Raw genomic sequence first — 25901 nt, forward strand, 5'->3', positions numbered from 1 at the left:
TTTAGACTTTTAAATCTGTGATTTGCTGAAGAGATCTATTGCAGGTTTTGGTTAAAATTCGAGGAAGAAATATATCTATTTGAATTTAAATAAACTGAAGTCCATTCCTATTGATCAACATAGCATTTAGACTTTTAAATCTCTGATTTGCCGAAGAGATCTATTACAGGTTTTGGTGAAAGCTGAAATGATGGATTTATTTATTTGAATGGAAAAACCCCACCTATTGATAAGCAGGGCATGGGGTGCTGTTTAGAAGACTAACATAGCCCCGATAGTAGCGGTTACCCCACAGCAAGCACGGCCCCTGAGCTGGCGCGAGGAGTATGAGTGGATAGCGGGAATAGCTCGTGAAAAGAAAAAGCTCCCGTAAACGGAAGCCTTTCAGTTATTTCATGTTCACTACTTTGTCTACGACAAACTTTGTATTTCCTCTCCAGGGAAGAGCCCCATTGTACTCTTTGTAATGGAGATCGAATGTTTTCCCGCTATTGGTTTCCAGCTGTTTGAAAATTTCAGGATCATCAACAGAAAACTCAAACTCATAGCTTGTAATGGTTCCTGTTTTTCCTTTTCCAAAGCCTTCCTGAATCAGTTTGCCTTCATATGTTTTGAAGACATAGCCTTTTTTCATAGCATAATTAAGGTATCCGGACTTCACGCCTTCTCCGAAAACGAAAAAGTACTTATACCAGACAAATACTCCTAGCAACAGCAGTACGACACCGAGGGCGATCCACAAAGATTTTTTCATAAGTAGTGTGTTTTAAAATTGTTTATTTTGCAATACTTCTGGAAATCACTATTTTCTGGATTTCAGAAGTTCCTTCATAGATCTGAGTGATTTTCGCATCTCTCATTAATCTTTCTACGTGATATTCTTTTACATATCCATATCCACCATGGATCTGTACAGCTTCAATAGTAGTATCCATTGCTACCTGAGAAGAATACAATTTAGCCATAGCCCCACTTTCAGAGATATCTTTTCCAGCATCTTTCTCACATGCCGCCTTGAAGCAAAGCATTCTTGCCGCTGTGATCTGGGTCGCCATATCTGCCAATTTGAATGCAATAGCCTGGTGGTTGATGATTTCTGTTTTGAACGCTTTTCTTGTTTTAGCATATTTCAATGCCAACTCATAAGCTCCTGATGCGATTCCCAAGGCCTGGGAAGCAATCCCGATTCTACCCCCGTTCAGTACCGCCATAGCAAAGTTGAATCCGAATCCATCTTCTCCGATTCTGTTTTCTTTAGGAACTTTTACGTTATTAAAGATCAAAGAATGCGTATCACTTCCTCTGATTCCCAGTTTATCTTCTTTCAATCCGATTTCAAAACCTTCCCATCCTCTTTCTACGATGAAAGCGTTGATCCCTTTATGTTTTTTCTCCGGATCAGTCTGAGCGATCACGATATAATAAGTAGCTGTGCCCCCATTAGTGATCCAGTTTTTGATTCCGTTCAAAAGATAGTAATCCCCTTTATCTTCGGCAGTGGTTTTCTGAGAAGTTGCATCAGAACCTGCTTCCGGCTCAGATAATGCAAATGCTCCAATTACCTGTCCGCTTGCCAGTGGAGTAAGGTATTTTACCTTCTGCTCTTCAGAAGCAAATTTTTCAAGACCGGCACAAACCAATGAATTGTTTACAGACATTACAACCGCTGCAGAAGCATCTATTTTTGCAATCTCCTCCATCGCCAGCACGTAAGAAACGCTATCCATCCCTGCACCGCCGTATTTTGGATCCACCATCATTCCCAAAAGTCCCATTTCACCCATCTTCTTCACCTGTTCTGTAGGGAATTTCTGGTCACGGTCTCTTTCAATAACGCCAGGTAATAGTTCGTTCTGTGCAAAGTCTCTTGCTGCCTGCTGAATCATCAGCTGTTCTTCCGATAAATTAAAGTCCATAAAAAAAATAATTAGATAGCCGTAAATTTACACTTTTTAAGCAAATCTGAAAAAATAAATTAGACGCTGAAAAACAGCCGGAACAAAGACAGATGAAAAGCTCTGATGATGCGGGATCAGAACTATTCCGAAAGCAGCTTGATATGAATATTGCAAGCTTGGAAAAAAAAATAAAATAGTTCCCGATTACGAAGTCGTGATTCAGCAGCAACCTCTCCCCTCCGCGCTTCAGGCACTCTTTTTGATGAAAATGTTATGGCAGGCATTCAACTTATTTTCAATTATCTAATTCTAGTTTTTGCAATTAAAAAAAATGCTTATATTTAGATTTCTTTATAAATTATTTAAAAAATCATGACGATCAAGAGATTATTCGATATTCCACACTACGCTTTAGAAAAATATCCTAAAACGGATATGTTTGTCACCAAATACCACGGCGAATGGAGAAAAACTTCCACTCAGGAGTTTATTAATGAAGGTAATAAGGTATCAAGAGGATTACTTAAGCTTGGTATAAAGCCGGGTGACAAGATCGCTCTGATTACCACGAATTCGCGTACGGAGTGGGCCATTATGGATTTCGGGCTTTCCCAGATTGGGGTAGTTTCCGTACCGGTGTATCCAAGTATTTCTCCTGAAGATTATGAGTTCATCTTCAATAATGCAGAAATTCAATACTGTTTTGTGTCTGATAAAGAACTTTTAAATAAAGTGATGAAGGTGAAGCATAATATTCCGAGCTTACAGGGAATTTTCACTTTTGATACGATAAGCGGTGCTGCCAACTGGAGCGAAATACTGGATCTTGGTAAGGATGAATCTACACAGATTGAGGTAGATGACCTCTCCAATGCTATCAATACCGAAGATCTTGCCACTATTATTTATACTTCCGGAACTACGGGAAGGCCAAAAGGCGTGATGCTTACCCACAATAATATCGTTTCCAATGTGCTGGGTTCCATCCCAAGAATTCCTAAGAAGAGAAGCCTGGATTACAAAGAAACGAGAGCATTAAGTTTTCTTCCCATCTGTCATATTTTTGAAAGAATGCTTTTCTATCTTTACCAATACAACGGTTTTTCTCTTTATTTTGCTGAAAGCATTGAAAAAATGGGGGAAAACGTGAAGGAGGTAAAGCCCCATTATATGACCGTAGTACCAAGGCTTGTAGAAAAAGTATATGATAAGATCTACAATACAGGTTCTTCTGCCGGTGGACTGAAGTCTAAAATATTTTTCTGGGCATTGCAATTGATTTCGAAAAAGAAAGTCATCTCAAAACCATCTGGAATTCAGGAAATTATTGCAGATAAGCTGGTATTTTCTAAATGGAGAGAAGGTTTAGGAGGTGAAATCGTTACCCTCGTATCCGGATCAGCTGCCCTTTCCACCAGACTTAATCTGATGTTTCAGAACGCAGGAATCCCTATTTTGGAAGGATATGGTCTGACAGAAACTTCTCCTGTAATTTCCGTTAACAGCTTTGATAAAATGAAAGTGGGAACCGTAGGTATTCCGCTGGATAATTTAAAAGTGAAGATTCAGGAAGACGGTGAAATTACGGTGAAAGGACCATCTGTTTTCAAAGGGTACTTCCAGAATGAAGAAATGACCAAAGAAGCTTTTACAGAAGACGGTTTTTTCAAAACGGGAGATATAGGCCATATCGACAGTGACGGATTCTTACAGATTACCGACCGTAAAAAAGAAATGTTCAAAACATCCGGAGGAAAATATATTGCCCCACAAACCATTGAGAATTTAGCAAAAGCATCTAAATTCATCGAACAGATCATGGTCGTAGGCGATGGAGAAAAAATGCCTTGTGCCCTAGTACAACCTGATTTTGAGTTTGCTAAGAATTGGGCGATGAGAAACAACCTCAACATCGGTTCTACTCCTGCAGAAATTGCAAAAAGTGCAGAATTGAAACAGAGAATTGAAAAAGAAATCGACGGGATTAATGAACACCTTGGAAACTGGGAAAAAATTAAGAAAATTGAGCTTACCCCTGAGGTTTGGAGCATTGAAACCGGACTTCTGACTCCTACGCTGAAATTAAAGAGAAAGGCTGTAAAAGAAAAGTTTATGAGTCTTTACAATAAGATGTATGAGCATCATGAATAAAATAGTAACCGCTTCGTTTGAAGCGGTTTTTTTATGGCAATTCAAATGCTTTTAGGTTTTCGATGATCATTTTTGTAAATGGGCTAAAGCCCATTTCTATTGAATACCATCCGTCTGTTGATGCTCTCGATTGAGCACATAATGCAGATTTCATCCTTTACCCCCAACACAAACATTTGCGAAATCTGTGAAATCTGCGGGAGATTATTAAACTATTAAAGAAAATTATATTTTATAAGGCACATCTTTTTCTTACTCTCGATTAATAGAATTGAACCACAAATCGCACAAATTTCCACAGATGTTTGAGGATATTTTCAGAGGTTTTTTTCTGCTGAGTGAAACGCCTTAGCGATCGTTTTTTGTATAAGAACTAAGAAAACTTAGCGCCCTTTGCGGGATAATTATTTTATTTTTTACTTAATAATAGTCTTCTGGCTGTAAGATGTCAGCTTCCCGGATTTCAGATTAAATAAAATAGACTCCAGCAGGTATTGCCGAAATATCAATGCCTTTGCCATCAGTGCTGATCTTTTTACATGCGCTGTAAAGCTTGAACCTATTTTTTTAGCGCAACGTTCGCAGGGTTATTGATGTTGTGCATGCTTTTCGTTCGCAGTGGCACTTCGTTCAGCAAGGTTTTTTGCTGCTGAGTGAAACGCCTTAGCGATCGTTTTTTGTATAAGAACTAAGAAAGCTTAGCGCCCTTTGCGGGATAAATAATTTATTTTTTGCTTAATAATAATCGTCCGGCTGTAAGACTTCAGCTCACCAGATTTTAGATTAAATAAAATAGACTCCAGCAGGTATTGCCGAAATATCAATGCCTTTGCCATCAGCGCTGATCTTTTTACATGCGCTGTAAAGCTTAAACCTATTTTTTTAGCGCAACGTTCGCAGGGTTATTGATGTTGTGCATGCTTTTCGTTCGCAGTGGCACTTCGTTCAGCAAGGTTTTTTGCTGCTGAGTGAAACGCCTTAGCGATCGTTTTTTGTATAAGAACTAAGAAAACTTAGTGTCCTTTGCGGGATAAATAACTTATTTTTTTCTTAATAGTAGTATCTTGGCTGTAAGACTTCAGCCCTAATATCGATGCCTTTGCCATCCGTGATGTGGCCAATGAAGTTTTTTCTGGTTCATCAAAAAACAAAAAAGCTGTCTCAGAATGAAACAGCTTTTGTATTGTTGAAAACCAATAATTAGAATTTAATTACAGATTTCATTCTTTCGTTTTCTTCCATTACCAATTCATCATCTACAAGGATTTTTCCAGAGTGCTCATCAATAATGATTTTCTTTCTCTGTGCAATTTCCATTTGCTTCTGAGGAGGGATGGTAAAGAATGACCCTTTTGGAGCTCCTCTTTCTAATCCTACTACGGCAAGACCGTTGATAGAGTTTGTTCTGATTCTGTTATAAGAAGCCAATAGTCTTTCATCAATTTTACCAGCGTATTCCTTAGACTGTTCAAGCAGATATTCTTCTTCTTTCTGAGTTTCAGAGATCAGACCATCCAATTCTTCTTTCTTGAATTTTAAGTGGCTTTTTAAATCGTCGATCTTACCGTTCAGTTCGCTTAACGTTTCATTTTTGTGAGCGATTTTAACTCCGAACTCTTTAATTCTTTTTTCAGCAAGCTGAATTTCCAGATCCTGGAATTCGATTTCTTTTCCTAATGCTTCAAACTCTTTATTGTTTCTTACATTATCCTGCTGAGATTTGTATTTCTCAATTAAAGTTTTAGCATGGTTAATTACTTCATGCTTTGTTTTGATCTGATCGTCCTGATCTTTGATATCTGCATGAAATTTTTCAGCTCTCTTTTCAAGACCTTCAATTTCGATTTCAAGATCTTCAACTTCAATTGGCAATTCTCCTCTGGTATTTCGGATTTCATCCAATCTTGAATCAATGATCTGTAAATCGTATAAAGCTCTTAATTTTTCTTCAACTGAAATATCGTTGGTTTTTGCCATATTTAAATGAAATAATTTACTGGGTTTGTTTTTTCAATAGATTTTGAAATTGCAAATGTACTAAATTTTTGTGATAAAATTTCAAATAATTGTTGACATACAAATTGTTCTGATTCATAATGCCCTATATCACAAATCAGCATTTTAGACTCTGCCAGAAAATAATCGTGGTACTTCAGATCTCCCGTCAGGTAAGCGTCACATTTTTTAGAAACGGCAGAACGGATTCCACTGGCTCCGGATCCCCCGAGCACGCCTACTCTTTTGATCTTTTTAGCATTGAAAGAAGAATGTTTGATCACCTCAAGACCAAATTTTTCCTTTACAAATCCCAGAAAATCTTTTTCGTCCATTTCTTCCTCGAGCTCCCCATACATTCCGAGGCCTGCATGTTGGTTTTTGTTATCAAGGTTATACACCTGATAAGCTACTTCTTCATAGGGATGGGCTGTCTTCATTGCTGCTACAATCTGTCCCTGTTTATATGATTCAAAAATCACGGAGATCATATCTTCATCAGCATTTTCACGGACTCCCTGCTGACCAGAGAAGGGATTCGAGCCTTCGGTAGGCCTGAAAGTACCTCTGCCGTTGAGGGTAAAGCTGCATTCGTCATAGAATCCTATATTCCCGGCACCTGCTGCAAAAAGAGCTTCTTTCACTTTTTCGGAGTAATCTTTCGGAACAAAGACAGTCAGTTGTTTTAAGTTATTTTCTTTGGGCTGCAGGATTTTCATGTTTTTTAGTCCCAGCTGGCTGCATATCCCATGGTTCACCCCAAAGAAATCATTATCAAAAGCTGTATGAACAGCATATATAGCGATTTTATTTTCAATGGCTTTTAGAACTGCTCTTTCCACATAATTTTTTCCTGTCAGTGATTTCAATCCGGAAAATATAATCGGATGGAAACAAACGATAAGGTTACAGTTTTTCAGAACAGCTTCTTCTACCACGTTCTCCAGGGCATCATGGCAAACCAGAATCCCGGACACATCACGGTCCGGAACCCCGCACAGCAGCCCTACATTGTCAAAATCTTCCGCCTGCCGGATGCTTATTTCCTCCTCAATTTTTGAAATTACAGTTCTTAACTTCATTATTCTCTATTTTACAGTTACAGCGAAGATATTAATTTTACTAAAATTCTGACGAGAACAGGAACAATAAAATGATGACAATCACTTTTCACGTTTGATTTTATTCTGAAAAGTTTTCATATGCAGTCACCGACATGACCAATACTTCATGAAAATTATTAACTTCGCTGTAAACAACCGCCCTTAAAATGGAAAGAGAACACAACCTTGTTCCCGAAGACAGTCTATGGAAAAGATATCTTTACCGCATCATTTACCGTTCTGATACCAGACTGGGAAAACTGTTTGATATCATCTTATTATCCCTGATCCTTGCCAGCACCGCCATTATCATGATGGAAAGCGTACCTAAGCTCGATAAAAAATTCCATTATACCTTCCTTGCGCTTGAATGGGTGATCTCTATTTTTTTCACGGTTGAATATTCTATGCGGATCGCGGTAGTGAAAAACAAACGTAACTATATTTTCAGCTTTTTCGGCATTATAGATTTTCTTTCTCTGGTTCCTTTTTTTCTGAGCTTCTTCTTTCCTATCACCAAATACTTTCTGATTTTCAGAATGTTGAGAATGCTGAGAATCTTCAGAATTTTCAACTTGCTGGACTTTATGAATGACGGTTACCTCATCGTAAGAGCCTTGAAGAACAGCTCCAGAAAAATTTATATTTTCCTTTTGTTTCTGATTATTTTTTCTGTGATTGTAGGATCGCTCATGTTTATGGTGGAAGGCGGAAGACAGGGTTTTGAAACCATTCCCCAATCCATCTATTGGGCTGTCGTTACCGTAACAACCGTGGGATATGGAGATGTATCCCCTATTACGCCTATGGGAAAATTTTTTGCTGTGATCCTGATGCTGGCAGGTTATTCCATTATTGCCGTTCCTACCGGAATCGTAACGGCTGAAATGCGGAACAAAAGACAGAATCTGGAAAAGATCTGTGAACGGTGTGGAAATGAAGATATTGATGATGATGCGCGGTATTGCAAGCAATGTGGCAAGAAATTGGCTTAGTATCTGATATCAAATTTAATCTATTCACCAAATACCACAAAAATCATGGAACCGAAAAAGAAAAACAAGCCCAGCAGTTTAGTCATTATTCTTTTTGCACTTGTTGTATTAATGATTATCATTTATTTTATTCTTGTCACCTTCTTCCCTACTGTTTTCGACCTTTTGAATACCGGGGACATCCAGCCTGTGCCAGATAAGTAAGAGGTAAAAGAACTGAAAAAAAAATAGATTTCAGATCCTTTTCTTATAAAAAATATCACAAGAAAGGCGAACCAGTTTGTTCGCCTTTGTGTATTCATTAAAAGTGATCTGTTATTTTTTGATGGCTTTAATCGTTTGTTTTGAACCATCTTTAAGGTTCAGTGTAATCAAATACATACCCTCTTTAAGATCGCTAAGCGGAAGCACTGAAGATGGCTTATCTATTGTCTTCACTACTCTTCCTGCAAGATCTACAATTGAAATAGATTGTACTTTAGATACATCTGAAATAGTCAGTAAATCAGTAAACGGATTAGGATATGCCTGGATATCTTTAATCTTCTCAGCTTTCACCTCTGATGTTCCTAAGAAGGTGGTAGTGATCTTCAAGTCAAAATTACCTTCCTCAGAATCGGTAGTTCCACTATAACTTGCCACATTTACATAATAGTCTGTTCCTGCAACGGAAGTAAATGTATAGGTTTCAACGGCTCCGACAGATTCGTAATCGTTATCTGAACTTCCCACACAAGTAAGAGCTCCACAGCTTCCTGAATACACAGATAATTCGTGATCCCAGTCGCTGGTAGTAGTAGCCTTCACTGTAATTTCACCTCCATTACCGGTAAACTTAAACCACATTCCGTCATTGGTACCACCGGAACAAATAGAGATAAATCCATTACCATTGGTAGAACCCGCTCCGTCGGTCTGAGAATAATCATATGGGAAAGTTGTTGCTACCAAAGCTCCTGAACAGTTATCATTAGCCGGTGCTGCCACAGAATTCACCGTAAACGCTCTTTCAGTACATGCTGATGAAGTATTGGAATTTACGGTGTAGTAATATTTAGTTCCCAGTGTTAGAGGTGATGTAAAGGTATAGGATGTAACGTTCCCAACATTTACACTGTTCATAATATCAGAACCTCCTGCTGTAGTTCCAACCGTCAGCGTATACGAGGTGGCTGTTGCAATAGCATTCCATTTTATCGTAGGCATTACCGGTTGAAGGGTTGCATTTGCACTGGAAGGATATGTTACTACTGGACAAGCTCCCTGTGTCGTAAAGCTTCTTTCTGAGCAGGATGTGCCTGTCAAGCTTCCCGAATAAGCTGTCACTGTATAGTAATATTTGGTCGTAAATGCGAGCGGTGTGGAAACGGTATAAGTGGCAACATTACCCACATCTACATTATTCATTATATCTGTACCACCTGCAGTGGTTCCCATAGAGATTCTATATCCGGTAACACCTGATATTGCAGTCCATGTGATGGTTGGTGTAATGGATACATTGGTTGCACTGGACGTCGGAGCGGAAACAGACGGACACAAAGTAGAAGTTGTAAAGTTCCTTTCTGAACAAGCAGTCCCCACCGTATTTCCGGAGTAAGCAATTACTTTATAGTAGTATTTTGTACTAAAGTTCAATGGTGTCGTAAAAGTATATGAGCTTACATCTCCTACATCTACATTATCCATAATATCTGTAGCTCCGGCTGAAGTACCCATAGAGATTCTGTACCCTGTAGCTCCTGTAATAGCCCCCCATGTAATGGTAGGAGTAACAGAGACTCCAGTGGCTGAAGATGATGGCGCAGAAACCGACGGACACAGCGTAGAGGTAGTAAAGTTTCTTTCAGAACAGGTTGAGCTGGTGTAAGTGCCATTATACCCGTTAACAGTATAATAGTATTTTGTATTGAATGCCAAAGGAGTTGTTAATGTATACGAAGTAACATTGCCAACATCTACCGCATTCATGATATCTGTACCTCCTGCGGCAGTTCCCATGGAAATTTTATATCCTGCCGCATCAGCATTCCCTCCCCAGGTAATAGTAGGTAATATAGAAACCCCTGTTGCTGAAGATGATGGTGCAGATACAGACGGACATAAAGTAGTCGTCGTAAAAGTTCTTTCTGTACAGCTCGAGCTGGCACTGGTTGCACTGTAACTATTGATGGTATAGTAATACTTAGTGTTAAATGCTAAAGGAGCAGTAAGAGTATAAGTAGTCACATTTCCGACATCAACACCATTCAGAATATCATTTCCTCCTGCTGTAGTTCCTACAGAAATCTTATACCCATCAGCTCCGGATACAGCCGTCCATGTGAAGGCCGGAGTAGCGGATACTCCCGTTGCCGAAGATGACGGTGCAGAAACAGACGGACAGGCAATTTTCAAAGTCGTGAAAGAACTTTCGCCACAGTTTGCATTATTTCCTAAATTATTGGTTGGAATAATCCTTACATAATACGTAGATGAATAATTCAGTGCATTAGCGGCTGGAATTGCATAACTGGTCGTATATCCTGCATTGGCATTATTTAATACTTCCGTTCCGCCTGGCGTTGTTCCTACGTTGATTAAATATCCGGTGGCTCCGGCAGCATGCGTCCAGGTCAATGTAGGGGTTCTGGAAACGCCTGTGGCATCGGGAGCAGGAGTCGCTAAAGTAGTACAGCCCGGAGGGGTTGTAACTTCCTGCAGTAATTTTACATCATCAAAACCAAGATAGAAGTCTGAAGCTTCATGATTCCCTGTAAGCCTGAATTTAAAGCTGGCTCCGGCAGGAATCGTTCCGGCAGGGATCGTTCCGGAAACCGTGGTACACGGGATCGGTGTAGTATTGGGGCTGTCGAGACCGATAGGCGTAATCAGGGCTGTCCAGCTAGCTCCTCCGTCTACGGAATATTCAGCAACCACATTTCCTTTAATGGCGCCGGTTGTTGAATACCCTTTTGCAGCATATTGGAATGAGTAATTGAGTGCAGTACCATTGGATTCTGTAGAAGAATAGGTTACACTAAACGATGAGATGGTCGTAAATGAATTGCTGTACAGATTTCTGTAGGCCACTTTTGAACCGACACAGGCAGTTCCACCAGACCAGATACCCAGTGAAGCATTCTGCGAAACAGTTGATGGGAGTGCTGAGGCCGCCCACCCCGTTGGCAAAGAAGAGCCTTCAAAGCTCTCGCCAACCAAAATCTGTGCTGAAGCACCTATTCCAAGGGCTGTCATACACAATAGTAGAATTTTTTTCATAAATAGTTAAAAATAATAATAGTTAGGGCAATAAATGTATAAATATTAATTCAAATATTAAAAAATATCATAATTTTTTACTAAATACACACACAAATAAATATTATTTTCACATATTTATAAACACACATTTAATTCTACAATTATTTCACAATCTCATTAAAAAACATAATCGATTACATATCAATACATTAAAGTTTAAACAGAAAATTTCATCAATGAATAATTTTCTATTTAACATAATAAAATATTAAAAAAAATAATTATAACTCACTAAACTATATAAAAAAAGTGGCCCAAGCCACTTTTCTGAATCATTACACTATTTTTTTAGTTCAAGTAAAACTCGTATTTATGAAGCAACTGAATTTCTTTGATCAGGTCGCCGTTCAGATCAACGGAATGTTTCATAGATTGCACTTCGATATGGGAATCATCGTCGATATTTTTTATAAAAAATTTAAGTTTCTGATTTCCTTTATTTCTGTCAAGAACGGTTCTGAAAAAATCCAGATCTTCAGCCCTAACATCCATAACGTCCATGACCAAAGAGATGCTCTTTGCAAACCGTTCAAATGCTTCCTGAAGCTCTATCACATCATTTACATTAACGAAGACTCTTCCGTCTTTCACCTGAGCAAATTTTATTTTGAAAATAACAAACCTCTGGACCTCCAGCTTTTCCTTCAGTCTCATATAATCTCTGTCTCCCAGCCTGAATGAATATGATCCCGAATAATCTTCAAGAGTAACAAAGGCTACTTTTTCCCCGCTTCTGAAACCATCCTTTACCACATATTCGGTAATCAAACCAGCAACAGTATATTCTTTTCCGCCGCCGCCATTCTCTCTTTCTTTCTGGATGGTTTTCCAGTCCTTCTTTTTCTCTTCAAAAAGTTCTTCCTGCTTATTGGCAAAAGCCTGCTCTTTATAAGCGTCTACCTCATCCAGATTCAAAAACATGAAAGTTCCTTTAGGCTCAGCTTTTTTCACCACTTCTTCTATGACTTCCTCTTCTCCTATCGTCATATCATCAGAAACAATTTCAACAAGGTCTATAGTCTCATCCTGAGAATCTTTCTCCAGAACCGGCGCCTCATCAGTAACCAGTTTATCTTCACCATCCTTCTCAAGGACCGATTTCTTAGAAAGCTGCCCCTGCATAAACTGAAACTGATATTTAAATTCATCCAGCGGATGCGCAGAAAGATAGAATCCAATGGTTTCCTTTTCCTTGTTTAGTTTATGCATATTCGGCCATTCTGGACAAGGAAGTAATTTAGGCTGCTCAATCTGAACTTCATCTGCAAAATCTGCAAACAGAGAAAATTCCATCTCATTTTTACTTTCCTGGAAGCTCTGGCCATATCTGATCAGTCTTTCAAGATTGGTTCTTCCCGCCATATCAATATCAAAGTACTGACCTCTATGGAAAGAATCCAATTCATCAAAAGCTCCAGCGACGACTAAACTTTCCGCTACTCTTTTATTCATTTGGGAAGGCAATATCCTTTCAAAAAAATCATAAATATTTTTAAACCTTCCCTTTTCTCTTTCCCTTGTGATCGCCTCACTTGGCCCCTCTCCAATTCCCTTGATAGCACCCAGACCAAAACGGACCTGCCCTTTTTCGTTTACTGAGAATTTATATTGTGATTCATTCACATCAGGTCCCAGAACATCCACTCCCATACTCTTACAATCTTCCATGAACATCGTAATAGAATCGGTATTGTTAATGTTATTACTCATAACACTCGCCATATATTCTGCCGGATAATTCGCTTTCAGGTAAGCTGTCTGATAAGCAATAAAAGCATAACAGGTTGAGTGGGATTTGTTGAAGGCATATTCTGCGAAAGCCTTCCAGTCATTCCAGATTTTCTCCAATCTTTCTTCATTCAGATTGTTTTTCCTTCCTCCTTCAATGAATTTGGGATACATTTTATTCAGAACATCAATCTGCTTCTTCCCCATTGCTTTTCTCAACGTATCGGCTTCCCCTTTTGTGAAATTGGCCAACTTCTGGGATAAAAGCATTACCTGCTCCTGATAAACGGTAATTCCGTAGGTTTCCTTCAGATATTCTTCAGTTTCCGGTAGGTCATAGACAATTTCTTCCACTCCATGCTTTCTGTTGATAAAGTTCGGAATATATTTAATTGGCCCTGGCCGGTACAATGCGTTCATGGCAATAAGGTCTGCAAATACTGTGGGTTTCAGCTCCCTCATATATTTTTGCATTCCCGGACTTTCATATTGGAAGATCCCTACCGTTCTACCTTCTTTAAATAACTGATATGTTTTGGCATCATCCAACGGAATAAGATCCGGATCAATATCCAGTCCATATCTTGCTTTCACAAGCTTTAAAGCATCTTTAATAATGGTAAGGGTTCTAAGCCCCAGGAAGTCCATCTTTAACAAACCTGCGCTTTCCGCCACCGAGTTATCAAACTGGGACACCAGAATATCGGCATCTTTTGCCGCAATGGTTACCGGTACAAGATTACTTACATCCTCGGGGGTAATAATAACACCACAGGCATGAATCCCTGTATTTCTGATACAGCCTTCCATTTTTTTCGCACTCGCCAATACTCCGTGACGATTATCATCCGGACTCTGAAGAACATATCTCATCTCGTCAACGAGCATTTGTTCTTCAGGTTTTAATTTATCATATTTCGCCAGGGCTTTCGCGATATTCATTCCCGGTGTGGAAGGAATAAGCTTGGCAATATTATTGGTATCCGGAATCGGTACATCCAGTACCCTTCCGGCATCTTTGATCGCTGACTTACCTCCCAGAACAGAGTAGGTAATAATCTGTGCTACCTGGCTCTGGCCGTATTTATCGATAACCCACTTGATAACCCTGTCTCTTCCTTCATCATCAAAGTCGATATCAATATCGGGCATCGAAACCCTTTCCGGGTTCAGGAATCTCTCAAAAAGAAGATCATATTTAATAGGGTCTACATTGGTGATTCCAATGCAGTATGCCACTGCAGATCCGGCAGCAGATCCCCTTCCGGGTCCTACCCATACTCCCATGTTACGAGCTTCATTACAGAAATCCTGTACGATAAGGAAGTACCCTGGATAACCGGTGTTGGCAATGACTTCAAGCTCGAAATCAAGACGTTCTCTAATCTCCTCTGTAATTCCTGTTTCTTCATATCTTCTTTTTGCTCCTTCATACGTCAAATGGGTAAGATAGGCCATCTCCCCTCTTTTTCCGCCATCTACCTCATCCTCCGCATGGATAAATTCCGCAGGAATATCGAATTTCGGCAGGAGTACATCTCTTTTTAATGTATAAGGCTTAAATTTGGAAAAGAATTCTTCATAAGCATCAAAGGCATCGGGATAAGCCAGAAAAGCCTCTTTGAGTTCATCGGAATTCTTTATGTAATACTCCTCTGTCGCAAGCCCTCTCCGTTTTCCGAATCCTTTCCCAACCGGTGTTGAGAGCTTTTCACCATCTTTAATGCAGCTGACAATATCCTGGATATTCGCATCATCCTTATTGGTATAAAACGTTTCGTTCTGAGCTAAAATCTTAACCTCATATTTATCAGCTAAGTAGAGTAAAACCTCATTTAAATGCTCTTCTTCGGGCAGTTTATGATTCTGAAGCTGTACGTAGAAGTCATCTCCAAAGGTATCTTTCCACCATTTGAAAAGCTCTTCCCCTTTCTGTTCACCGGTATTTAAAATAGCATCGGGGATGTCTCCCATGATTCCTGACGTAAGAGCAATTACGCCTTCTTTATATTGAGCGATCAGTTCACGGCTTATCCTGGGTACACCGAAATAAAATCCTTTAAGGAAGCCAATACTGGAAAGCTTCGCCAAGTTTTTATACCCGTTAAAGTCTTTCGCTAAAAGCACTACCTGAGTCCTTCTGTCCGGATCATCTTTGGTAAACTGCTTCTGTTCATAACGGTCGGAAATATAGAATTCACATCCTACAACCGGAATCAACGGCTCGGAAACAGGTTCAGTTTCATTAAATTCTGTACCATTCTCTTCTGCCTCCTGCTTTTTCGCTATATATTCTTTATATTTTTTTGCTCTGTCTCCATTAGCTCCCTCCACAGCAGAAACAAACTTGAAAGCCCCCATCATATTTCCCAAATCCACCATTCCGACAGCAGGGAAATTTTCATCAGAAGCTTTTTTGATCAAATCATTGATACTTGAGGTAGCTGTTAACGTGGAGAAGACACTGTGGTTATCGAAGTTAAAGTATTTTCCAAGGTCTATTTCATCAATACTTCCGAAGTCCTGTTGCTTCTTCTTATTATGAAAATCCGCAACCTGCCTTCTGATAACAATATTAAAAGGCTTGATAGGGTCCGGATAAAGACTTCTGAAATAGCTTAGCTGATCTTCTGAAATTTTCAGGATTTCAGCTGGAACAACGCCAATCCTCACCATTTCGAAAAAAGCCCTGGCTGTAGCGTTAACGTCAGCTGCTGCATTATGCGCCTCATCGAACTTATTTCCGTACAGCTTTTCATAAAGCTCTTCAAGCTTCGGAGGTTTAAATCTACCTCCTCTACCTCCGCCTAACTGACAAAAGTCGGTACCAAGGACCATGGTATCAGCCTTAGGCTTTTCCTGTAGATTATCTTTTAAATTTTTTCTGTAAAATTCTGCTCCTACAATATTGTAATCAAATTCTACATTATGTCCGGAAACAACCCTTATCCTTTCCAGTACATTGGAAAACTCCTCTAAAACCTCCTTCAGATCACGCCCTTCTTCATTGGCAATTTTTGTAGTGATCCCGTGAATCCGCGCAGCATTGAAGGGAATATCATACCCTTCAGGTTTTATAATATAATCCTGGTTTTCAACTAAATTCCCATCATCATCGTGCACCTGCCATGCAATCTGGACCATCCTTGGCCAGTTATCCGAATCTGAAAGCGGAGCGTTGAAATTTTTTGGTAAACCGGTTGTTTCTGTGTCAAAAATTAAATACATATAATTTTCTAACTTTTTTAAAAAAGAGAATGTAAAGTTACTTCATTTTTTTCTAATTACCATTTCCAAAACCCCTCACATCACTTTATATATTCCGAAATTAAATCATATTAAATAATACACTGACATTTAAAACAAAATGTAAATAATTTAAATTACTCCACTTAAACAAATTAGAATTATTTAATAAAACAAGTTATTTATAAATAATTTATCCTATATTTGGTCAATTACAATTTTTAATATTTTAATAACCGTTATGAAGAAACATTTACTTTTGGTCAGCACTTTAGCTATTACACTGATAAGTGCGCAAAACAATGAAGGATTAAAAAGAGAATTTGCGAGACAAAGTGAAGTCAACAACACAAAGTTTGACGCTTATGTAGCAAAGCATTACGGCAGCTCTGCGAGATCGGCAGACATCCAAAAAGAAATTGAAGAAAAAAGAAGCAATCTCGCCGGATTCTTACCGAATGGAAAACCCTATTTTTACGAAAAAGAAGATCTTAGACAAGTTAAGAATGCCAATGCTGATGCATTAAATACTGCTGGAAGCATCACTGGCTTGGCAGGATCTTTCAAAGGAGAAGGTATTAAATACACCATTTTTGACGGCGGAAGAGTATATGCACCGCATTTGGCTTTTGCTAACGGTACCAACAGGATAACGAATAAAGAATCTGATACCAATGTATACAGTGGGCATGCTACAGGTGTTGCCGGTTTTATTGGAAGTACCTCTAAGACAATCAGCGGTACTGTGGGAGGAACACCTGTAACCGGAGACATACAGGGAGTTGCTCCTAATTCAACAATTGATTCATATAGATTTGCAAGCACTATTTTACCTGGAAATACAACGCCCAGCACTGTTTTCCTAAAAATATTAGCAGCACAGCCTAAAATATCAAATCACTCATATGGTTCAAACCAAGGTTGGGATGTTGCTACAGTAGGCACGTCAAACGCATGGGTATGGAACGGGGTTTTTGATAGCCCAGGTACATCCTTTGACCTGCAAGGCGCTTACTTTTCCAATGATCAGAATTATGATAATATTGTTTACAATAACCCGAATTATGTCATTGTAAAATCATCAGGTAATTATTTCGGCTACGGACCGACATACCCAGGCACCTCTACATATTCCAAGTATTATACTGATGAGAATGATAATTTAGTAGAATTCGCTGCTACAGACACTTTGCCGCCAACAAACTGTGCACAGGGATTTGACTGCATAGGACCTGGATCATTAGCAAAAAACATTATTGTTGTTGGAGCTACAGACGTAATTTCAACCAATAATTTTAAATACACTGCACCATCCGATGTAGTACATTCCGATTATAGCAGTGCCGGACCAAGAGATGATGGGGGAATCAAACCCGATATTGCAACGACAGGAACAGATGTATTCCTTGCTTCGACAGCAGGAGATGATGTAGGTAGTAATTCATATGATTACGGAAGCGGAACATCATACTCTGCCCCTGTTGTAACAGGAGTTATTGGTCTTTGGATGCAAATTTACAAACAAATGTTTGATAATGCGGATTTATCTGCTGCCGCTTCTAAAACCCTCATGATCCATTCAGCTTCTGAAGCTGGAAATGTAGGACCAGATCCATGGTTTGGATGGGGATATATTAATGCAAAAAAAGGAGCTGAGCTTTTAGTTGGAAAGTCTAACGGTAGTGTTATATTCAACAATGAAGTGCTGAATAACGGTACTTCTAACATCAAGAACATAATAGCTTCCGGAAGTGAGCCAATAAAGGTAACTATATCCTGGATTGATCCTGAATATAAAATTCCACAAAATGTAACCTGGAATGATATTCATAACAACAGAAGTTCAAGACTGGTAAATGACCTTGATCTTCGGGTTACTGACATGTCCAACAACACAGTCTATTTTCCATGGAAACTGAATGCAACCAGTCCTATGACACCGGCGACAAAAGGAGACAATACGGTAGACAACGTAGAGCAGGTCGTTATAGATGCCCCTGTTGCAGGAAGAACATATAAGATTGAAGTCCTACACAAAGGTACCTTGAAAAACAACGCTACCCCAAGTGTAACGGCCCCACAAAATTACTCAATTATCGTTACAGGGTACAGTGAAGTACTAGGAACTAAAGACACAGCAGCTAATGCTCTAAGCAACCTTGCTATCGCGCCTTCTATCACAAAAGATGTAACAAACATCCTGAAAGCTCCTAACAAATCAACCTATACGGTGTATGATCTTTCCGGTAAGAAACTGCAGAACGGAACGATCAGTAGTGACAAAGAAACAGTGAATCTTTCTTCTTACACTAAAGGCATATACATCATTGAAGTAAAAACAGACAAAGATGTTATGACTAGAAAGGTGATAAAGGAATAATTATACAACTTATACCCTATTATACAGGATACTCATACGGGTATCCTGTTTTATTTTTCACCCGTCCAAAGAAAAGGATAAAAAACAGGTTCTTCGAAAGCAATTTGATGACAACGTAAGCAATAACACAACTTCGAATCAAAATCAGGAGTTTCCATTACCTATTAAATAGAGTAAAATAGAACACATTCAATAAAATTAAAAAAGCTTAAAAATGGACAATCTCGACTTTATCAAGCAAAAAAACAACCCTTCGCACCATCACATATCACACAAAGCTATTGAATAACAACCTTATACAAAAAGAGCAAAATCACTTTGACAGCAGAGTAAAAAGTTGGCATTTCATGAAAAGTCATCAAGGAATAACCATAAAAAAGAAACATTTTTTACAAAATACTAACAGTTGTTAGTATTTTGTTTTTTTATGTATATTTGCTTTCTATGGAAAATGCACTTCACGAAAAAGTTTCTCAGGATATATTACTTAAAGCGTATAATCATATGATGCTGGCCAAAGCAATGGCTGATATTTATGAAGAAAACAGAAACGTATGTAAATACGTTCACAGTACTTCACGAGGTCATGAAGCCATCCAGCTTGCAACAGCTTATCAGTTGAAAAAAGAAGACTGGGTTTCTCCCTATTACAGAGATGAAAGTATTCTGTTGGGAATTGGCTTTGAACCTTATCAACTTATGCTTCAATTGCTGGCTAAAGCTGATGATCCTTTTTCAGGAGGTAGATCCTATTATTCGCATCCTTCAAGCAGGGACGAAAACAAACCCAAGATTGTTCATCAGAGTTCTGCAACCGGAATGCAAACCATCCCTACTACAGGAGTAGCTCAGGGAATCAAATACATTCAGGACTTCAATCTCCAGGAGTTTGAAAATAACCCTGTTGTTGTCTGCAGCCTTGGAGACAATTCTGTTACAGAAGGAGAAGTAAGTGAAGCCTTACAATTTGCTGCCCTCCACCAGCTACCTATTATTTTCCTGGTTCAGGATAACGAGTGGGGAATTTCAGTGACCAAGGATGAAGCGAGAACCTGCGATGCCTATGATTTTGTTGCCGGCTTTACCGGACTAAGCAGAATGAGAGTAGACGGAACTGATTTCGTAGAAAGTTTCGAAGCAATGAAAAAAGCCGTAGATTTTGTAAGAACAGAAAGAAAACCTTTAGTCGTTTGTGCAAAAACGGTTTTGATCGGACACCATACTTCCGGAGTAAGAAGAGAATTCTATAGAGACGAAGAAGATTTAACCAAACATAGAGCTAAAGATCCGGGAGAAATCCTTAGAAAACATTTACTGGAAACAGGCGTAGACGAGGATCTTTTAAAACAAATCACAAAAAAGGCACGCCTTGAAGCAGAAGAAGCTTTTGAAAAAGCTAAAAATGCAGAAGACCCAAAACCTGAAACGGTAATGCAGCACGTTTTTGCGCCTACTCCCATTACAGAAGAAACAGGGACACGTGAGCCAGCCAACGGAGAAAAAATTGTGATGGTGGATGCTGCCATCCATGCTATCCAGGAATTGATGTGGAAACATCCTGAAGCCCTTCTCTACGGTCAGGATGTAGGGGAAAGAATTGGAGGCGTTTTTCGTGAAACGGTTACTTTAGGGAAAAAATTCGGAAGTAAAAGAGTTTTCAATACAGCGATTCAGGAAGCTTACATCATTGGATCTACAGCCGGAATGAGTGCTGTGGGCTTAAAACCAATTGTTGAAGTTCAGTTTGCAGACTATATTTATCCGGGGATCAACCAGCTGATTACAGAGATTTCAAAATCAAGCTATTTAAGTGGTGGGAAATTCCCTGTTAGCAACATCATCCGTGTACCTATCGGAGCATATGGCGGAGGTGGTCCTTACCACAGTGGTAGCGTTGAAAGTATTTTAGCCAATATTAAAGGAATCAAAATAGCATATCCAAGTAATGCAGCTGATTTCAAAGGACTTCTGAAAGCAGCCTATTACGATCCGAACCCGGTGATCATGCTGGAGCATAAAGGATTATACTGGAGTAAAGTTCCAGGAACGGAAGATGCTAAAACAATAGAACCGGCAGAAGATTATGTACTTCCTTTTGGAAAAGGCAAAGTAATTATTGAGGCCGATAAGAGCGAAACTGAAAAAGGCAGAACCTTATTAGTCGTTACTTACGGAATGGGGGTATACTGGGCTAAAGAAGCCGCCAAAAATTTCAATGGAAGAGTTGAAGTGATTGATCTAAGAACATTAATCCCTCTTGATGAAGAGCTTGTTTTTGATCGGGTGAAAGCCCACGGAAAATGTATCGTTCTTACCGAGGAACAGCTCAACAATTCCTTCGCAGAAGCATTTGCACACCGTATTTCCAAAAACTGCTTCAAATACCTTGATGCACCGGTAGAAACCATGGGATCGCTAGACGTTCCTGCGGTACCCATCAATCTCATACTGGAAAAGGAGATGCTGCCAAACGCAGAGAAGCTCTCTAAAAAGATTGATGAAATGCTACAATCTTAATTTTATAATACAAAAAATCAAAACCTCTAAAAATTTAGAGGTTTTTTTATGCATTTTTTATTACTTTTATTCATAATTATTAAACTCAACCTTAGACTATTATAATCCAGCAAAACCGTAATAACTATTATAAGACAGCCATTATAAGACTTCCCTCCTTATAGTTTGGTATTCATTTTGTCTGCAATCAAAAACACATTTTATCCTTATGATTACAACCAAATACGTCAATTATAAACAGGTTCTCAATCTATCCGGTCTTCATCTTATTTTGATCTCGATCTGGTGCACGCTGATTGCCGTTCTCTTTTATTTTTTCAACTGGCACTGGATGACTATTCCATGGGTTCCTGTAGCATTGATAGGAACAGCAGAGGCATTTTTGGTGGGTTTCAAAAACAACCAGGCGTACGACAGACTTTGGGAAGCAAGAAAAATATGGGGAGGCATTGTCAATTCCAGCCGTTCATTTGCTGCCATGGTGTATGCTTTTGATGCTAAAAATGAAGAGGTAGGTGCTTTTGACCTTGAAAACCGTAAAAGGATAATTGTGAACCGTCATATTGCATGGTTATATACCTTTCGTGAGCAGCTTCTTGTTCCAACGGAATGGGAGCACATCAGTACCGAAAATAAATTCGGAAATATCAATCTGAGAAGAAACAGACTGATCAAGGCAGGATTCCCCGATTATGGAAGGGCTCCTATTTTCCTTCATAAATATCTTTCGGAAGAAGAATATGAACTTAAAGCTGACTATAAAAATTTCGCTACCTATCTTATTTCCCAACAGTCAAAAGATATTAATGAGCTAAAAAATATGGGTGCCATTACTGACTTCAATCAGATGCAGCTTCAGAGCAGCCTGAACGAATTTTATGGTTTCCAGGGGCAAGCCGAAAGAATCAAAAAGTTCCCTTCACCCAGACAGTTTGCCAGCACGGCATTTATCTTTAACATCCTTTTTATTACCCTTTTACCCCTGGGATTGGTCAATGAATTTGCAAAACTTGGAGATTGGGGAATCTGGACCTCTATTCCTTTCTGTATCATTATCGGATGGATTTATATCATCATGGAACTTGTAGGTGATTATTCTGAAAACCCTTTTGCAGGCCTTATGTTTGATGTCCCTATGCTCTCCATCTGCAGAACTATTGAAATAGATCTGCTTCAAATGGCCGGAGAAACAGATCTGCCGGATCCTATTTCCTCAAAAAACGGAGTATTGGTATAAAAGAGAAAAAACAACCAATAGCAAACGCGGACACAGATCATAAGATCAGGGGCCAGAGCTCTTGCTTCATCTACATCACAAAGCAATTGCTGTCGTATTTTTTACCTCAGAAATCATAAATGAGCTGTGGGTACTGGCGATATGTTGAAGGGTCGTAAGCTTGGTCAGCATAAAATTGCGGTAATCAGCAATATCCCGTACGCCTATCTTGAGGATGTAGTCGTAATCACCACTTACGTGGAAGCATTCTGTAACCTCCTCAAGATTCATCACCTCTTTTTCAAACTGCAGTACAAATTCCTTTTTATGCTGCGTTAGTTTCACATGACATAAAACAATAAAGTCACGATCGATTTTATGCCTGTCCAGCAAAGCTACATATTTTGAGATGATACCGGAGTTTTCAAGCTTTTTCACACGCTCATAAACAGCCGTTACGGATAAACCCAGCTTGGCAGACAGCTCTTTAGTGGTTTGCTTACAATCCTGCTGCAAAAAAAGAAGCAGTTTCTTATCAGTTTTATCAAGCTCCATAGATAATTTTTTGGTCGATATTTAATATTACCGAAGATAGCCATTAAATTTTCTAAATAAACAATATTTTACAGTTTTATAATCTATAAATGCAATTTTACATTGTAATTATTAGGAAAATAACGCAAATTAGGCCGATAAAATAAAACAAGGCTTATGGAAAACTTTAACGCTGCCAATGAGATCCAGGATCTCCAGTATTTTGGTGAATTCGGAGGAGTAAATCCTTCCATTTCTGACAGTTCTACCTATACGTTCCTGTCTGCGAAGACCATGTTTGATACTTTTGAAGGAAATGCAGAAGGATGTTATTTATATTCAAGGCACTCTTCGCCTATGAACCTTTATCTGGCACAGGCACTTGCCAAGCTGGAGAATACAGAATCTGCCAATGTTACAGCCTCCGGAATGGGAGCGATTACTTCAGTACTGATGCAGGTATGCAAAAGCGGAGACCATATCATCTCAAGCCGGACTATCTACGGTGGAACCTATGCTTTTCTTAAAAACTTTCTTCCCCAGTTCAATGTCGCTACGACATTTGTTGATATTAATAATTTTGGTGTTTTAGAAAATGCCATCACTCCCAATACAAAAGTTATTTACTGTGAAAGTGTAAGCAATCCGCTTCTTGAAGTGGCCGACCTTCGAAAACTTTCTGAAATCTGTAAAAAGCACAATCTGAAACTGATTGTTGACAATACATTTTCTCCTCTTTCAATTTCCCCCATCTCTTTCGGAGCGGATGTAGTCATCCACAGCTTAACAAAATTCATCAACGGAAGCAGCGATACCGTAGGTGGTGTGTATTGCGGGACCCAGGATTTTATTAACGATACAAAAAATGTGAACTCAGGAGCCTGTATGCTTCTTGGCCCTACCATGGACAGCTTAAGAGCGTCTAGCATTTTAAAAAACCTGAGAACATTACACATCAGAATAAAACAGCACAGCTACAACGCGATGTATCTTGCTGAAAGATTTGAAGCAGACGGCCTGAAAATATCTTATCCGGGACTTCCTTCTCATAAAAATCATGAACTGATGAAAAGCATGATTCACGAAGAATACGGCTTCGGCGGACTATTGACATTAGATGCAGGAACCACTGAAAAAGCAAATGAGCTGATGGAAATGATGCAGACAGAAAACCTTGGATACCTGGCAGTAAGTCTGGGATTTTATAAAACCCTATTCTCATGTTCAGGAAAATCCACATCATCTGAAATTCCGGAAGAAGAGCGGGCCTCTATAGGAATCTCTGATGGGCTGATCAGATTCTCCATCGGTCTGGACCATGATATCGAAAGAACTTATCAAAAGATGAAAGAATGCATGCTGAAAGCAGGTATTCTTAACCATGAAAACATCTACATATCCTAAATTTTATTGTTCAAAAAGAAGGCTGCCCGTTTGGGCAGCCTTCTTTTATATTTGAATTCAAACCATATCCATATTTGAAGGCGTTTGCTAATTTACTTTCTGAAAACACTCCATGGATCCCGTTCAACAAATTAGCCTCCAAAGAACATGTTGATTATTTTTTATAGTAATGATGGGGAAAAGCATCTTCCGGTTTCATTCTACAAACATTCAGAAGAATCCAGGATTTTAAAAACCCGTATCCGTAAGAAAACATTTGAATATAGGTAGAAATAACTGCCATTCCTGCAATGCTTATATTCTTAGTCACAAACAGGGCATGGAAGAGTACCAGGAAAGTATATAAACCATAAAAGGCAAGGATAATTCCTCTTCCAAGAATAAAATATTCCAGGAAGCCCATCATATATCCCAGCATAAACAGAGTGGGAAAAGCAAATGAAATCTTCACATAATTCGGATGTCTCTGATTCAGGATGGGCCTTGCACAGCCAAACTGATAGACCTGCTTGGAAAATTTCCCAAAGTCTACCCTCCGCTTATGATACACGGCTATATCATCGAAAAAGGCTGTTGTAAAGCCGTTCTCCCATAGTGTCATCGATAAATCCGGATCCTCACCTATTCTCATTTCAGAAAATCCACCCACTTTTTCAAAAACAGACTTCTTAACCCCCATATTAAAACTTCTGGGCTGGAATTTGGAAACCGCTTTTTTATTTCCTCGGATTCCTCCGGTAGTAAAAACAGAGGTCATCGAATACGAGATCGCTTTTTGCATCAGATTAAAACCTTTATGGGCCTTATCAGCACCTCCAAAAGCATCACAAGGGATGACCTGAATATCATTTTTAATATTTTCAATATAATCCTTTTCTACAATCACGTCACTGTCTACAAATACCAGCCATTCATTTTCTGCCCTGGCAGCTCCATAATTTCTGGTAAGCCCTGGTCCGGAATTATCTTTCCTGAAATATTTTATATCCAGAATATCCTCAAAATTCCTGATGATAGGCTTGAGGTCAATGATAGAACCATCATCAACAATAATAATCTCAAATACCTTATCAGTCTGCTGGGTAAGTGAGCTGAGCAACTCGAAAAGTTCATCTTTTCGGTTGTAAATAGCAACGACAATGGAAATACTAGGCTTCAAATTGAAAATTTTTCAAAATTAACCATTCATAAAGGAATTTACAAACAGTTTAACAGGTATTCGCCGAAATTAACACGGATCAAGTACAAAAGTTGTGGGGAGAAACTGAGTATTTTTCTATTTATACTTTTGCCTTGAAGCAAAAGTATACAAAAATTCAAGACTGGAATCATCCGCTAAAAATTGATCTTGCCTCCTAAAATTTCCAAACTCGCATGGATTCTACATTTGTTATTTGACTCAATAGGGCGGCCATGCTCAGACACTGGAAA

General features: G+C 39.0%; 15 protein-coding genes. 7 read left to right on the forward strand and 8 right to left on the reverse strand.

The window, feature by feature from the left end; genetic code table 11:
* Positions 1-388 precede the first annotated feature (388 nt).
* On the reverse strand, positions 389-754 hold the full coding sequence (locus DRF67_RS09725) for a hypothetical protein (protein ID WP_115928108.1): 366 nt from the start codon (positions 752-754) through the stop codon (positions 389-391).
* A 22-nt stretch (positions 755-776) separates the two neighbouring features.
* Positions 777-1916: an acyl-CoA dehydrogenase gene (locus DRF67_RS09730; RefSeq protein WP_115928109.1), complete on the reverse strand. Its 1140-nt coding sequence runs from the start codon at positions 1914-1916 to the stop codon at positions 777-779.
* A gap of 354 nt (positions 1917-2270) precedes the next feature.
* Between DRF67_RS09730 and DRF67_RS09735 the strand changes: the two genes are divergently transcribed.
* Positions 2271-4049 (forward strand): AMP-dependent synthetase/ligase, encoded by a 1779-nt coding sequence (locus DRF67_RS09735; protein WP_115928110.1) that lies wholly within the window; start codon positions 2271-2273, stop codon positions 4047-4049.
* 1200 nt (positions 4050-5249) lie between these two features.
* Here the strand turns inward: DRF67_RS09735 and DRF67_RS09740 are convergent.
* Together DRF67_RS09740 and DRF67_RS09745 are read right to left on the reverse strand one after the other, a co-directional pair.
* On the reverse strand, positions 5250-6026 hold the full coding sequence (locus DRF67_RS09740) for a zinc ribbon domain-containing protein (protein WP_115928111.1): 777 nt from the start codon (positions 6024-6026) through the stop codon (positions 5250-5252).
* Between the two features lie 2 nt (positions 6027-6028).
* Positions 6029-7126, reverse strand: coding sequence for a Nif3-like dinuclear metal center hexameric protein (locus tag DRF67_RS09745; RefSeq protein WP_115928112.1), 1098 nt, complete (start codon positions 7124-7126; stop codon positions 6029-6031).
* 188 nt (positions 7127-7314) lie between these two features.
* On the opposite strand from DRF67_RS09745, the gene DRF67_RS09750 reads away from it, so the two are divergent.
* Together DRF67_RS09750 and DRF67_RS21515 are read left to right on the forward strand one after the other, a co-directional pair.
* Entirely contained in the window at positions 7315-8142 is an 828-nt protein-coding gene (locus DRF67_RS09750) for an ion transporter (protein ID WP_115928113.1), read from the forward strand.
* Between the two features lie 45 nt (positions 8143-8187).
* Positions 8188-8346, forward strand: a complete 159-nt coding sequence (locus tag DRF67_RS21515; RefSeq protein WP_165851772.1) for a hypothetical protein — start codon at positions 8188-8190, stop codon at positions 8344-8346.
* Positions 8347-8457: 111 nt separating this feature from the next.
* Here DRF67_RS21515 and DRF67_RS09755 read toward each other — a convergent pair whose 3' ends face one another.
* Both DRF67_RS09755 and dnaE read right to left on the reverse strand, forming a co-directional pair.
* Positions 8458-11403, reverse strand: a complete 2946-nt coding sequence (locus tag DRF67_RS09755; protein ID WP_115928114.1) for a T9SS type A sorting domain-containing protein — start codon at positions 11401-11403, stop codon at positions 8458-8460.
* 330 nt (positions 11404-11733) lie between these two features.
* Entirely contained in the window at positions 11734-16401 is a 4668-nt protein-coding gene (dnaE, locus tag DRF67_RS09760) for a DNA polymerase III subunit alpha (RefSeq protein WP_115928115.1), read from the reverse strand.
* 259 nt (positions 16402-16660) lie between these two features.
* Between dnaE and DRF67_RS09765 the strand changes: the two genes are divergently transcribed.
* The 3 genes from DRF67_RS09765 (at position 16661) to DRF67_RS09775 (ending at position 22553) form a co-directional block, all read left to right on the forward strand.
* Positions 16661-18799, forward strand: a complete 2139-nt coding sequence (locus DRF67_RS09765) for a S8 family peptidase (RefSeq protein WP_115928116.1) — start codon at positions 16661-16663, stop codon at positions 18797-18799.
* 444 nt (positions 18800-19243) lie between these two features.
* A complete protein-coding gene (locus DRF67_RS09770) occupies positions 19244-21316 on the forward strand; it encodes an alpha-ketoacid dehydrogenase subunit alpha/beta (RefSeq protein ID WP_115928117.1) in 2073 nt (690 codons plus the stop codon).
* Positions 21317-21524: 208 nt separating this feature from the next.
* Complete coding sequence (locus DRF67_RS09775) at positions 21525-22553, forward strand: bestrophin family protein (protein WP_115928118.1); 1029 nt, start codon at positions 21525-21527, stop codon at positions 22551-22553.
* Positions 22554-22628: 75 nt separating this feature from the next.
* Here DRF67_RS09775 and DRF67_RS09780 read toward each other — a convergent pair whose 3' ends face one another.
* A complete protein-coding gene (locus DRF67_RS09780; RefSeq protein WP_115928119.1) occupies positions 22629-23087 on the reverse strand; it encodes an Lrp/AsnC family transcriptional regulator in 459 nt (152 codons plus the stop codon).
* Between the two features lie 156 nt (positions 23088-23243).
* Between DRF67_RS09780 and DRF67_RS09785 the strand changes: the two genes are divergently transcribed.
* Positions 23244-24470, forward strand: coding sequence for an aminotransferase class I/II-fold pyridoxal phosphate-dependent enzyme (locus DRF67_RS09785; RefSeq protein WP_115928120.1), 1227 nt, complete (start codon positions 23244-23246; stop codon positions 24468-24470).
* A 154-nt stretch (positions 24471-24624) separates the two neighbouring features.
* Here the strand turns inward: DRF67_RS09785 and DRF67_RS09790 are convergent, their stop codons facing one another.
* Positions 24625-25629 (reverse strand): glycosyltransferase, encoded by a 1005-nt coding sequence (locus tag DRF67_RS09790; RefSeq protein ID WP_115928121.1) that lies wholly within the window; start codon positions 25627-25629, stop codon positions 24625-24627.
* Positions 25630-25901 lie beyond the last annotated feature (272 nt).

Source organism: Chryseobacterium pennipullorum (genome assembly GCF_003384725.1).
In the GTDB taxonomy this organism is placed as follows: domain Bacteria; phylum Bacteroidota; class Bacteroidia; order Flavobacteriales; family Weeksellaceae; genus Chryseobacterium; species Chryseobacterium pennipullorum.